A 13027-nucleotide genomic window follows, 5' to 3' on the forward strand; every position below is an offset into this window, starting at 1 on the left:
TTCACTTCCTCGGGTCGAAGGCATCGCGAGCGGACTCGCCGATAAACACCAGCAAACTCAACATGATCGCCAGCACCGCGAAGGCACTGATGCCCAGCCACGGCGCTTGCAGGTTGGATTTGCCCTGGGCCACCAGTTCGCCCAGGGACGGCGCGCCGGGCGGCAGGCCGAAACCGAGGAAGTCCAGGGCGGTGAGGGTGCCGATGGCGCCGGTGAGGATGAACGGCATGAAGGTCATGGTCGAGACCATGGCATTGGGCAGGATGTGGCGGAACATGATCGCGCCGTTGCGCATGCCCAGGGCCCGGGCGGCGCGTACGTATTCCAGGTTCCGCCCGCGCAGGAACTCGGCGCGCACCACGTCCACCAGGCTCATCCAGGAAAACAGCAGCATGATGCCCAGCAGCCACCAGAAGTTGGGCTGCACGAAGCTGGCGAGGATTATCAGCAGATACAACACCGGTAGCCCGGACCAAATCTCCAGGAAGCGCTGCCCGGCCAGGTCGACCCAGCCGCCATAGAAGCCCTGCAGGGCGCCGGCGATCACGCCGATGATGGAACTGAGCACGGTCAGGGTCAGGGCGAACAGCACCGACACGCGAAAACCGTAGATGACCCGCGCCAGCACATCGCGGCCCTGGTCGTCGGTGCCTAGCCAGTTGTCTGCCGAGGGCGGCGCGGGGGCGGGCACTTTGAGGTCGTAGTTGATGCTCTGGTAGCTGAATGGGATCGGCGCCCACAGGGTCCAGGCGTCCTTGGCCTTGAGCAGTTCGCGGATGTAGGGGCTCTTGTAGTTGGCTTCCAGCGGGAATTCGCCGCCGAAGGTGGTTTCCGGGTAGCGCTTGAGGGCCGGGAAGTACCAGCCACCGTCGTAGTGCACCGCCAGGGGTTTGTCGTTGGCGATCAACTCGGCGCCCAGGCTCAGGCCAAACAGGACCAGGAACAGCCACAGCGACCACCAGCCGCGCTTATTGGCCTTGAAACGCTCGAAACGGCGGCGATTGAGGGGCGATAGGGTCATCTCACTGCTCCCGGCTTTCAAAGTCGATACGAGGGTCGACCAGGGTGTAGGTGAGGTCGCCGATCAGTTTCACCACCAGGCCCAGCAGGGTGAAGATGAACAGGGTGCCGAAGACCACCGGGTAATCGCGGTTGATCGCCGCTTCAAAGCTCATCAGGCCGAGGCCGTCGAGGGAGAAGATCACTTCCACCAGCAGCGAGCCGGTGAAGAAAATCCCGATAAAGGCCGAGGGGAACCCGGCGATCACCAGCAGCATGGCGTTGCGGAACACATGGCCGTAGAGCACCCGATGGTTGCTCAGGCCTTTGGCCTTAGCGGTAATCACGTACTGTTTGTTGATTTCGTCGAGGAAGCTGTTCTTGGTCAGCAGGGTCATGGTGGCAAAGTTGCCGATCACCAGGGCCGTGACGGGCAGGGCCAGGTGCCAGAAGTAGTCGAGGATCTTGCCGCCCCAGCTCAGTTCCTCGAAGTTGTTGGAGGTCAGGCCACGTAGCGGGAACCAGTCCAGGTAACTGCCGCCGGCGAACACCACGATCAGCAGGATGGCGAACAGGAATGCGGGGATGGCGTAGCCGACGATGATCGCCGAGCTGGTCCACACGTCGAAATGGCTGCCGTGGCGGGTGGCCTTGGCGATCCCCAGGGGGATCGACACCAGGTACATAATCAGCGTGCTCCACAGCCCGAGGGAGATGGACACCGGCATTTTTTCCTTGATGAGGTCGATGACCTTGGCGTCGCGGAAGAAGCTGTCGCCAAAGTCCAGGCGCGCGTAGTTCTTGACCATGATCCACAGGCGTTCCGGCGCCGATTTGTCGAAGCCGTACATGTGCTCGATTTCCTTAATCAGCGCCGGGTCCAGGCCCTGGGCGCCACGGTAGCTGGAACCGGCCACCGACACCTCCGAGCCGCCGCCGGCAATGCGGCTGGTGGCGCCGTCGAAGCCTTCGAGCTTGGCGATCATCTGTTCCACCGGGCCGCCAGGCGCGGCCTGGATGATGACGAAGTTGATGAGCAGGATGCCGAACAGGGTCGGGATAATCAGCAGCAGGCGCCGAGCGATATAGGCCAGCATGTTAGTGCGCCCCCTCGGCGGTGGTGGCTTGTACCTGGGTCTGCACTTCCGGTGCCGGCGCGGCGTCGGGCTTGATCCACCAGGTGTCGGTGCCGATGTCGTAGGTTGGCGGCACCTTGGGGTGGCCGATGTGGTTCCAGTACACCACGCGCCAGGTCTTGATATGCCAGTTGGGGATCACGTAGTAGCCCCATTGCAGGATGCGGTCCAGCGCCCGGGTGTGGGCCACCAGGCTCTGCCGCGAGTCGGCGTTGATGAGTTGCTCTACCACTCGGTCTACGGCCGGGTCCTTGAGGCCCATGAAATTGCGGCTGCCGGGGTTGTCGGCGGCTTCGCTCTTCCAGAATTCGCGCTGTTCGTTGCCTGGCGAGTTCGATTGCGGGAAACCGCCGACGATCATGTCGAAGTCCCGCGAGCGCAGGCGGTTGATGTACTGCGAGACGTCTACGCGGCGGATCACCAGGTCGATGCCCAGGTCGCTGAGGTTACGCTTGAACGGCAGCAGGATGCGCTCGAAATCGGTCTGCACCAGGAGGAACTCGAGGCTCACCGGTTTGCCGCTGGCATCGACCATTTTGTCGTCGACGATGCGCCAACCGGCCTCTTGCAGCAGTTGATAGGCCTTGCGTTGCTGGGCGCGGATCATGCCGCTGCCATCGGTGACAGAGTTCTGGAAGGCATCGCCAAACGCTTGCTCGGGGATTTGCCCGCGCAGGGGTTCGAGGATCGCCAGTTGGGCGGCGTCGGGGCGGCCGGTGGCGGCCATCTCCGAGTTGTCGAAGTAACTGCGGGTGCGCACGTAGGCGCCGTTGAACAGTTGTTTGTTGGTCCACTCGAAATCCAGCAATAGGCTTAGCGCCTCGCGCACCCGCACGTCCTGGAACACCGGGCGGCGCAGGTTGTAGACAAAACCCTGCATGCCGGTGGGGTTGCCGTTGGGGATCTGCTCCTTAATCAAGCGGCCTTCGCTCACGGCGGGGATGTTATAGGCGTTGGCCCAGGTCTTGGCCACCGATTCGAGCCAGTAGTCGAACTGCCCGGCCTTGAGGGCTTCGACGGCGACGGTGTTGTCGCGGTAGTAGTCGATGGTCATCACATCGAAGTTGTAGAAACCCCGGTTGACCGGCAGGTCCTTGCCCCAGTAGTCCTTGACCCGCTCGTAGCGCACCGAGCGCCCGGCCTTGACCTGGGTGATCCTGTAGGGGCCGCTGCCCAGGGGGATTTCCAGGTTGCCCTTGGTGAAATCGCGGGTGGCCCACCAATGCTTGGGCAGCACCGCGATTTGCCCCAGGATCAGCGGCAGCTCGCGGTTGTTGCTGTGTTTGAACTTGAACAGCACGCGGAGGGGATCTTCGGCTATCACCTCTTCCACGTCGGCGTAGTAGCCGCGATACAGCGGGCCGCCGTTCTTGATGAGGGTATGGAAGCTGAACACCACGTCTTCGGCGCGCACCGGGTGGCCATCATGGAAGCGCGCTTCGGGGCGCAGGTAGAAGCGCACCCAGCTGTTGTCGGGGGCTTTTTCGATCTTGCTGGCGATCAAGCCGTACTGGGTAAAGGGCTCGTCCAGGCCTTGCTTGGCGAGGGTGTCGTAGACCTCGCCGATGCCGTCCACCGGCACGCCTTTGCTGATGAACGGGTTGAGGCTGTCGAAACCGCCGAAACCGGCCTGGCGGAAGGTGCCGCCCTTGGGGGCGTCGGGGTTGACGTAGGCGAAGTGCTTGAAGTCGGCGGGGTATTTCGGCGGCTCGTTGTAGAGCGTGAGGGCGTGTTGCGGGGCGGCGTGGGCAAACAGCGCGGCGCCCGCGAACAGCAGGCCAATCAGGGTACGCAAAGGCATCATTGGACTTTCTCCGAAGACTTCAGCCACCACGCGCTCAGGCCCAGGCTATAGGGCGGCGTGGCGACGAAGGCGAACCGGTTGCGGTACGCCAGGCGATGATAGTTGATGTACCAATTGGGAATGATGTAGTGCTGCCACAGCAGGACCCGGTCCAGGGCCCGGCCGGCCGCCAGTTGCGCATCGCGGGTCTGGGCGGCGAGCAGTTGTTCCAGCAAGTGGTCGACCACCGGGTTGGCCACGCCGGCGTAGTTCTTGCTGCCCTTGACCGCGACCTGGCTGGAGTGGAAGTACTGCCACTGCTCAAGGCCGGGGCTTAAGGTCTGGTCGAGGGTCATGAGGATCATGTCGAAATCGAACTGGTCCAGGCGCTGCTTGTACTGGGCGCGGTCCACCGTGCGCAGTTGGGCGTTGATGCCGATGCTCGCCAGGTTCTCGGTGTAGGGCTGCAGGATGCGCTCCAGGTTCGGGTTGACCAACAGGATCTCCAGGTTCAACGGCTGGCCGCTGCTGTTGACCAGCCGCTGGCCGTTGAGTTTCCAACCGGCCTCGCCCAGCAGGCCCAGGGCACGGCGCAGGGTGTCGCGGGGGATGCCACGGCCGTCGGTGCGCGGCAGGCTGAAGGGCTGGGTGAACAGGCTGGCCGGCAATTGGCTGCGGTAGGGCGAGAGCAGCAGCCACTCGTGGCCCACCGGCACGCCGCTGGCGGAGAATTCGCTGTTGGGGTAGTAGCTGATGGCCCGTTGATAGGCGTCGCTGAACAGGGTGCGGTTGGTCCACTCGAAATCGAACATCAGGCCCAGGGCCTCGCGCACCTTGGCGTCGGCAAAAGCGCTGCGGCGGCTGTTCATGAACAGGCCTTGGGTCTGGGTCGGGATTTGGTGGGGGATCTGGGCCCTGATAACGTCGCCGCGCGCCACCGCCGGGAAGCGATAGCCATTGGCCCAGTTCTTGGCCTGGTGCTCGATGTAGATGTCGAATTCACCGGCCTTGAACGCCTCGAAAGCAACATCGCTGTCGCGGTAGAACTCTACTTCGGCGCGGTCGAAATTGTACTTGCCACGGTTGACCGGCAGGTCCTTGCCCCAGTAATCCCTAACCCGTTCGTACACTAAACGCCGTCCCGGCTGCACCTCGCGGACCCGATACGGGCCGCTGCCCAGGGGCGGCTCGAAGGTGGTGGCCTTGAAGTCTCGGTCTTTCCAGTAGTGCTGGGGCAGCACCGGCAGTTCCCCCAGGCGCAAGATCAACAGCGGGTTACCGGCGCGCTTGAACACGAAACGCACGCGGTGGGGAGTGAGGATATCGACCCGCAACACTTCTTGCAGGTTGGTGCGGTACTGCGGGTGGCCTTCCTTGAGCAGCAGACGATAGGAAAACGCCACGTCATAGGCGGTGATCGGCTTGCCATCGTGAAAACGCGCTTCAGGGCGCAGGTTGAACACCACCCAACTGCGGTCTTCGCTGTATTCCACCGACTGGGCGATCAGGCCGTAGCTGGAAGTCGGCTCGTCGCCCGACGGCGCGTACTGGCCGGTGCCGACCATCAGGGGCTCGTTGAGTTCGTTGATGCCGTATTGCAGGAAATTGGCCGTGGACACCGGGCTGGTGCCCTTGAAGGTATAGGGGTTGAGGGTGTCGAAGGTGCCGAACGCCATCACCCGCAACGTGCCGCCTTTGGGCGCAGACGGGTTGACCCAATCGAAATGGGTGAATTTGGCCGGGTACTTGAGTGTGCCGAACTGCGCATAGCCGTGGCTTTCGCTGATGGTCGCGCTTGCGGGAAAGCTCAAGGCCAGGCTGATAAGAAGCAGGAGGACAGGGCGCATCAAGTCAGAAATTCGATCCATGCGGCTTGGGCTTTAGCCTGGCACAGTAACAGCTTGTATCGGCAGGAAAAAGGTGGGGGATCAAAGCGCTGCGCATCGCTGCCAGCCAAGCCGCCGGCAAGGCCTGCGGGGCCTTGCGACGGATGGCAGGCCAAGGCCTCAATGTGGCGAGTAGACCGTGAGCATCTGCCCTGGTTTCAGCGCCTGGCCGACCCGTGGGTTCCAGCGCTTGAGGTGTTGCATCTCGACGTTGAAACGCTTGGCCACGATGTACAGCGAATCACCTTGCTTGACCTTGTAGCGGGTCTGCTTCTTGTTGTTGGCGGCCAGGGTGGTGGTTTTGCGGCCGGTGTCCTGCATGACCAGGGTCTGGCCGACTTTCAGGTTGTGGCCGCTGAGTTTGTTCCAGCGTTGCAGGTCCTTGACCTGGACCTTGTTGGCCTTGGCGATGGAAGCCAGGTTGTCGCCACGCTTGACCCGATAGTTGCGGGTCAGGCGCGGGCCGCTGTCGAGGTTGTCGAACACTGGCTTGAAGGTGCGTTGGCTTATCAGTTCCTCGGGGCGCATGGTTGACAGGCTGGTGGTCAACAACTGCGCCTTGGAGGTGGGCACCAGCAAGTGCTGGGGGCCGTCGATGGTGGTGCGTTGTTTGAAGGCCGGGTTGAGCTGGAACAGTTCGTCTTCGTCGATGTTGGCCACTGCCGCGACCTTGGAGAGGTCCATGCGCTGGTTGATCTCGACGACCTGGAAATAGGGCTCGTTGGCGATGGGGTTGAGGTTCACCCCGTAAGCTTCGGGGGCCAGGACCACTTGCGACAGGGCCAGCAATTTGGGCACGTAGGCTTGGGTTTCCTGGGGCAGCGGCAGGTTCCAGTAGTCGGTGGGTAGGCCGAGTTTTTCGTTGCGCTCGATAGCGCGGCTGACGGTGCCTTCGCCGGAGTTGTAGGCCGCCAGGGCCAGCAACCAGTCGCCGTTGAACATGTCGTGCAGGCGCGTCAGGTAGTCGAGGGCGGCGGTGGTCGAGGCGGTGATGTCGCGCCGGCCATCGTAGAAACGGGTCTGGCGCAGGTTGAAGTAGCGCCCGGTGGACGGAATGAACTGCCACAGCCCGACGGCGTTGGCGCTGGAGTACGCCATGGGGTTGTAGGCGCTTTCAATCACCGGCAGCAGGGCCAGTTCCAGCGGCATGTTGCGTTCTTCAAGGCGTTCGACGATGTAGTGGATATACAGGCTGCCACGCTCGCCGGCGCTCTCCAGGAAGGACGGGTTGCTGGCGAACCACAGGCGCTGTTGCTCGATGCGCGGGTTCACGCCGGGGACGTCTTGCAACTGGAAGCCCTGGCGCATGCGTTCCCAGACATCCTGGGGTACTTGCGGGCTGGGTTTCTCGCTCAGCCAGATGGGCTTTTGCTTGATAGGGGTGGACAGATTCGGAATGTGGGCCGCGTTGGTTTGCGGCACCTGGCTGGTGCTTTGGCAGCCCGCCAGGATAGCGGACACTGCCACCGCAATGGCTTGGGCCAGGCGGGTCAATGCGTCTGAATGGATGGATTTACGGATAGATGACGACATTGGCTGGAAGTAAGTTCCGGGCAAAAATGTCGGGCGATTCTAGAAAGCGCATAGGGTGCGGTCAACCATTGCCCGTTGCCGTCCCCTCGATGGCCCGTTCTAGAAGGTGTCTTTCCAGGCCCGCAGGGCCGCAAAAACCGCACTGGGCGCCTGGTTATCCTGGCCATTCCGTTCGTCCGCTTTTTCTTTAACAGATGTTTCGCCGGTACGCAGGAACGGGTTGGTGAGTTTTTCCAGGGCCAGTGTGGAAGGCAGGGTCATGCGCCCGGCGGCCCGCAATTCGGTGGCTTTCGTCATGCGCTCGGCGATGTCGGGGTTGTGCGGCTCCACGGCTTGAGCGAAGCGCAGGTTGCTCAGTGTGTATTCGTGAGTGCAATACACCAGCGTGCCTTCGGGCAGTGCGGCCAGGCGCGACAGCGAATGGTGCATCTGCTCGGGCGTGCCCTCGAACAGGCGCCCGCAACCGGCCGCGAACAGGGTGTCGCCGCAGAACAGCAGGCCGTGATGGTAATAGGCAATGTGGCCCAGGGTGTGGCCGGGCACGGCGATTACATCGAACTCCCAGCCCAGTGCGGTGACCCGGTCGTTATCGCTCAGGGCAACGTCGCGCCCCGGGATGTTTTCGCTGGCCGGGCCATAGACCGTGGCACCCGTGGTGGCCTTGAGTTGCGCCACGCCACCGACGTGATCGTGGTGATGGTGGGTGATAAGAATGTCGCTCAGTGCCCAATCCGGGTGTTGCCCGAGCCAGGCCAGTACCGGCGCGGCATCACCGGGGTCGACCACGGCGCAGCGTTGGCTGCGGTGATCCTGCAATAGCCAGATGTAATTGTCGGTAAAGGCGGGCAGGGCACTGATTTGTATCATCGTCGAATTCGCCAAGCGGATAACATTGGCGCATCTTAGACGCTTCTTGCCGAGTTGGAGAACGCAATGACCGATAAAGCCTTCGCTCAGGCCGATCCGCAATGGCTGGCATTGATTGGCGCGGCCCGTGACTGGCTGGCGGGCCCCATTGGCCAATTGCTGCTGGATGAAGAGCGACGCATGCTCGAAGACGAGTTGGGGCGTTTTTTCGGTGGCTATCTGGTGCATTACGGCCCCTCGGCGCAAACCCCGCCGGTGGCGCCGCAGGTGCAGCGTAATGTTCGCCTGGGCGCGCCGCTGCCCGGGGTGGAAATTGTCTGCGAGGAACAGGCCTGGCCGTTGAGTGAGCACGCCGCCGACGTGGTGGTGTTGCAGCATGGCCTGGATTTCTGCCTGTCACCCCACGGCCTGCTGCGCGAAGCGGCCAGCAGTGTACGCCCCGGCGGGCATTTGCTGATTGTCGGGATCAACCCCTGGAGCACCTGGGGTTTGCGCCATGTGTTCGCCCACGATGGCTTGCGCCAGGCGCGCTGCATCTCGCCGTCGCGGGTGGCCGACTGGCTCAACCTGCTGGGCTTCGCGCTGGAGAAACGCCGCTTCGGGTGCTATCGTCCGCCGCTTGCGTCCCCGCTGTGGCAGGCACGGTTGGCCGGGTGGGAGCGCAAGGCCGGCGACTGGCAGTTGTCCGGCGGCGGCTTTTACCTGCTAGTGGCGCGCAAGATCGTGGTCGGCCTGCGCCCGGTGCGCCAGGTGCGCCGCGAGACCATGGGCAAGCTGATTCCGCTGCCGATGGCCAAGGTCAACCGCCGCCCCAGCGAGCAATAACCCCTTTTTCTGACCTTGACCGGGCTTGCCCGGTCTCTGGCGTTGTCGGTCGCGGACCGGCAGGCCAGCGTTTCTGGATCGATTGGCAATGAGCGATAGCGTAGAACTCTTCACCGATGGCGCCTGCAAGGGCAACCCTGGCCCTGGCGGCTGGGGCGCGCTGCTGGTGTGCAAAGGCGTGGAAAAGGAACTCTGGGGCGGCGAAGCCAACACCACCAATAACCGCATGGAGCTGATGGGCGCCATTCGCGGCCTGGAAGAACTCAAGCGCTCCTGCGACGTGCTGCTGGTGACCGACTCGCAGTACGTGATGAAGGGCATCAACGAGTGGATGGCCAACTGGAAAAAACGCGGCTGGAAAACCGCAGCCAAAGCGCCGGTCAAGAACGCTGACCTGTGGAAGCAACTCGACGAACAAGTCAACCGCCACAACGTCACCTGGAAGTGGGTGCGTGGCCACATCGGCCACCCGGGCAACGAACGGGCCGACCAGTTGGCCAACCGTGGCGTGGATGATGTGCGCGGCTACAAGCAGAGCTGATCGGCCTTGCGTGTTAACATCGCCCTTTTTTTGCACGATTGAACCGTTGAGAGCTGAACCCTGATGGCCACCAGATCCGTTGTACTCGATACCGAAACCACCGGCATGCCGGTGACCGATGGCCACCGCATCGTGGAAATCGGCTGCGTCGAGTTGCTCGGGCGGCGCCTGACCGGCCGGCATTTCCACGTCTACCTGCAACCGGATCGCGAAAGCGACGAAGGCGCCATTGCGGTCCACGGCATCACCAACGAGTTCCTGGTGGGCAAGCCGCGTTTCGCTGAAGTGGCCGATGAATTCTTCGAGTTCATCAAGGGCGCGCAGCTAATTATCCATAACGCGGCGTTCGACGTCGGCTTCATCAACAACGAGTTCGCCCTGGCCGGGCAGAAAGACCGCGCCGACATCACCCAGCACTGCACCATCCTCGACACCCTGTTGATGGCCCGTGAGCGCCACCCGGGCCAGCGCAACAGCCTCGACGCCTTGTGCAAACGCTATGGCGTGGACAACTCGGGCCGCGAACTGCACGGTGCGCTGCTCGACTCCGAGATCCTGGCCGACGTCTACCTGACCATGACGGGCGGGCAGACCAGCCTGTCCCTGGCGGGCAACGCCTCCGATGGCAACGGTTCCGAAGGCTCGGGCAACCGGCCCAGTGAAATTCGCCGCCTGCCGGCCGACCGCCCGGCCACCCGCATCATCCGCGCCAGCGAAACCGACCTGGCCGAACACCGCGTGCGCCTGGAGGCCATCGCCAAATCTGCGGGCGCAGCAGCGCTCTGGACGCAATTGGAAGAGGCCAAGGGCTGACGGGCATCGGGCGTGATCTACCCTGAAGTAACAGGCCGTCGAGCGCCCCGCCCGTGAGGACCTTCACGCTTATGCAACCGGTTATCAACCCCAAGCACCCTGGCCTCGCGGTGCGGGTGGCGGGCGAGGAGTTCGCGCCCTATGTCTGGGGCAGCGATTTCAGCTTCCACGTACACGCCCACGGCTTGGCCCAGGTCGGCTTGCCGGTGGAGCAGTGGCCCCTGGAGAACGTCAGCCCCTACCGCAAGTGCTACGGCATCGACCCACAGGAGTTCGACAGCTTTCGCGGCGCCGCCGACAGCGCGATTTTCGTCGCGCACCTGGACGACTGCCCCGTGGGGCACTTGGTCATCAGCACCAATTGGAACGGCTTTGCCCATATCGACGAGTTGGCGGTCCACGCTCCGGCGCGGCGCCACGGGGTGGCCAAGGCATTGCTGGACGTGGCGCAGTTCTGGAGCCAGAAGAAGAACCTGCCGGGGATCATGCTCGAAACCCAGAACAACAACCTGGGCGCCTGCCGCCTATACGAACGCTGCGGTTATGTGGTGGGCGGCATCGACCACTTGCGCTATCGCGGCATCGACCCGCACACCGCGGAAGTGGCGATTTTCTGGTATCGCCTCTTCGACGACGCCACGCTCTAGCCCGTCAGCAGGGCCTGGGCGTTTTCCGTGACTTTCTCTATCAGGGCCAGGGCAGCCGGCGACGGCGTGCTGTGGGCCAGGGTCAGGGCATAGAGGCTGATGAGCTGCGGTGGCGACAGCGGGCACACGTCCAGGCCTGCGGCCTTGGCGCCCAGGGCGGTGAAGGGGTCGACAATGGCCAGGCCTTCGCCGGCCTCCACCATGCTGCGCATCATCTGCTGGGTCTGCACGCGGATCTGGATCAGCGGCGCCGGGCGCAGGTTCTGCAATTTGCTCTCGAGCAGGGCGCTGAGGGGGTCATGGCCTTCCAGGCCAACCAGCGGTTGCCCGGCCAGGTCCTGCACGGCGATGTACTTCTGCCGCGGTTGTAGCCAGCCGTGGGGCGCCAGCAGTTGCAGCTTGCCCTGGGCCAATGGCTGGCAGTGGATGTCCGGGTGTTCGGGGTTGTGCAGGCTCAAACCCAGGTCGCCCTCGCGCAGTAACAGGGTCTTGATGATCTCGGCGCTGCTGTGGCTGGCCAAGCTGCATGGGGTATCGGCGAAACTGCGGCGCAGGCTGGCGATGCTCTGGGGCAACAGCTGCTGGGCCAGGGGCGGGGTGCAAAGGATGCGCAGCGGCGCGCTCTGGTACTGGCGCAGGCTGCTGGCCAGGCGCTGCAAGGGCTCTAACGCCTGGTAGAGATGGCCCATTTGCCCTTGCAGTTGCCGGGTTTCGTGGGTCGCCTGCAAACGCCCGCGCACACTGGCGAACAACATGAACCCCAACGTTGCCTCGGCATCGCGCAGGGTGTTTTCCACTTCACTGACCGGCAATTGCAGCCATTCGGCTGCCGTGCCGAGGTGGCCGGTGTGCAAGAGCGCGTGAATCACTTCGATGTGGCGTAGACGCATGCGTGAAGTCCATGTTCAGCAGGTGGCGGATCCATCGCTGAATCCTAACCCAAGTCCGCTGATCTGACTTGCGCTCATAACAGAGCGTTATGAGGAGGCCGTGGTCTCGGGTTCGCGAAGGAGGATGATGCCCGACTGGACCAGGGTGAACTGGTTGTCGTCGACCTTGTTGACACGGTCGCCAATGGCCAGGCGATAGGTGGTGACGGGGTCCGAGCCGGCCTGCTGGTCGGGCGCGGGGGTGGATTCCTGGAACTCATGCACGGAGTAGACACGCCCTTCGGCGTCTCTGGCATGGAACTGACCGACAAGTACTGCTGCCATCTGCTTAGAACCTCTGGAAATAAAACACGCAAGTTGCGGTTCTGTAGACCCCGGTCGAGCCAGGTTAGTTTTCCTACAGATAAAAAATAGTCTTGCCCACAGATTCTGTGAAACCCGCTGGCTCCACGGGGCCCCAATCATCTATAACTACGGGCTCTTTCAGCCAGATAGTCGGGAATTCTCCATGAGCACGGTTTATACGATTGCAGTCCTGGTCGGCAGCTTGAGAAAAGAGTCGATCAACCGCAAGGTCGCCAAGGCACTGGCAGACCTGGCGCCGGCCAACCTCAAGCTGAACATTGTCGAAATCGGCGATTTGCCGCTCTACAACGAGGATATCGATGTTACGCCGCCGGCAGCCTACAGCACTTTCCGTCAGTGCGTGGCCTCATCCGACGCAGTGCTGTTCGTCACCCCGGAATACAACCGCTCGGTGCCGGCACCGCTGAAAAACGCGATTGACGTCGGTTCCCGGCCTTACGGCAAGAGCGCCTGGAGCGGCAAGCCCGGCGCGGTGATTAGCGTGTCCCCCGGCGCGATCGGCGGTTTTGGCGCCAACCATCACTTGCGCCAGTCCCTGGTGTTCCTCAACGTGCCGTGCATGCAGCAACCGGAAGCCTACCTGGGCGGTGCCGGGGCGGTGTTCGACGACGCGGGCAAGCTGTCCGAGGCCACCCAACCTTTCCTGCAAGGTTTTATCAACGCCTTTGGCGCTTGGGTCGAGCAGCACAAGAAAGCCTGATCCGCGCTCCCTTTCTTTTCCTCGGGCATTGCTGGCGGCCG

13 protein-coding genes are annotated in these 13027 nt (G+C 62.9%); 5 read left to right on the forward strand and 8 right to left on the reverse strand.

Going from position 1 to position 13027, the window contains the following annotated elements:
• Position 1: 1 nt before the first annotated feature.
• The 6 genes from AC19YR_RS02960 to gloB form a co-directional block, all read right to left on the reverse strand.
• On the reverse strand, positions 2–1021 hold the full coding sequence (locus AC19YR_RS02960; RefSeq protein WP_095108583.1) for an ABC transporter permease: 1020 nt from the start codon (positions 1019–1021) through the stop codon (positions 2–4).
• A 1-nt stretch (position 1022) separates the two neighbouring features.
• Positions 1023–2096 (reverse strand): microcin C ABC transporter permease YejB, encoded by a 1074-nt coding sequence (locus AC19YR_RS02965; protein WP_095108582.1) that lies wholly within the window; start codon positions 2094–2096, stop codon positions 1023–1025.
• 1 nt (position 2097) lies between these two features.
• On the reverse strand, positions 2098–3939 hold the full coding sequence (locus tag AC19YR_RS02970) for an extracellular solute-binding protein (RefSeq protein WP_500597072.1): 1842 nt from the start codon (positions 3937–3939) through the stop codon (positions 2098–2100).
• Entirely contained in the window at positions 3936–5765 is a 1830-nt protein-coding gene (locus AC19YR_RS02975) for an extracellular solute-binding protein (RefSeq protein ID WP_500597073.1), read from the reverse strand. Before AC19YR_RS02975 ends, AC19YR_RS02970 begins: the two co-directional genes overlap by 4 nt.
• A gap of 159 nt (positions 5766–5924) precedes the next feature.
• The gene (locus AC19YR_RS02980; RefSeq protein ID WP_095108579.1) at positions 5925–7337 is read right to left on the reverse strand and encodes a transglycosylase SLT domain-containing protein; all 1413 of its coding nucleotides are present in this window, start codon (positions 7335–7337) and stop codon (positions 5925–5927) included.
• A 99-nt stretch (positions 7338–7436) separates the two neighbouring features.
• Complete coding sequence (gene gloB / locus AC19YR_RS02985) at positions 7437–8204, reverse strand: hydroxyacylglutathione hydrolase (RefSeq protein WP_500597075.1); 768 nt, start codon at positions 8202–8204, stop codon at positions 7437–7439.
• Between the two features lie 66 nt (positions 8205–8270).
• On the opposite strand from gloB, the gene AC19YR_RS02990 reads away from it, so the two are divergent.
• The 4 genes from AC19YR_RS02990 (at position 8271) to AC19YR_RS03005 (ending at position 11030) form a co-directional block, all read left to right on the forward strand.
• Positions 8271–9029: a class I SAM-dependent methyltransferase gene (locus tag AC19YR_RS02990; RefSeq protein WP_095108577.1), complete on the forward strand. Its 759-nt coding sequence runs from the start codon at positions 8271–8273 to the stop codon at positions 9027–9029.
• Between the two features lie 88 nt (positions 9030–9117).
• Positions 9118–9570: a ribonuclease HI gene (gene rnhA, locus AC19YR_RS02995; RefSeq protein WP_095108576.1), complete on the forward strand. Its 453-nt coding sequence runs from the start codon at positions 9118–9120 to the stop codon at positions 9568–9570.
• Between the two features lie 63 nt (positions 9571–9633).
• The gene (gene dnaQ, locus AC19YR_RS03000; RefSeq protein WP_095108575.1) at positions 9634–10383 is read left to right on the forward strand and encodes a DNA polymerase III subunit epsilon; all 750 of its coding nucleotides are present in this window, start codon (positions 9634–9636) and stop codon (positions 10381–10383) included.
• A gap of 71 nt (positions 10384–10454) precedes the next feature.
• Complete coding sequence (locus AC19YR_RS03005; protein WP_095108574.1) at positions 10455–11030, forward strand: GNAT family N-acetyltransferase; 576 nt, start codon at positions 10455–10457, stop codon at positions 11028–11030.
• Here AC19YR_RS03005 and AC19YR_RS03010 read toward each other — a convergent pair.
• Positions 11027–11920, reverse strand: a complete 894-nt coding sequence (locus AC19YR_RS03010) for a LysR substrate-binding domain-containing protein (protein ID WP_500597077.1) — start codon at positions 11918–11920, stop codon at positions 11027–11029. The two genes, AC19YR_RS03005 and AC19YR_RS03010, sit on opposite strands and share 4 nt — an antisense overlap.
• 87 nt (positions 11921–12007) lie before the next feature.
• A complete protein-coding gene (locus AC19YR_RS03015) occupies positions 12008–12244 on the reverse strand; it encodes a hypothetical protein (RefSeq protein ID WP_095108572.1) in 237 nt (78 codons plus the stop codon).
• A gap of 184 nt (positions 12245–12428) precedes the next feature.
• Here AC19YR_RS03015 and AC19YR_RS03020 point away from each other — a divergent pair, with 184 nt between their 5' ends.
• Positions 12429–12986 carry an NADPH-dependent FMN reductase gene (locus AC19YR_RS03020; protein ID WP_095108571.1) on the forward strand — a complete coding sequence of 186 codons (558 nt, stop codon included), beginning with the start codon at positions 12429–12431 and terminating at the stop codon, positions 12984–12986.
• Positions 12987–13027 lie beyond the last annotated feature (41 nt).

It is taken from the genome of Pseudomonas sp. MF08817 (genome assembly GCF_059862705.1).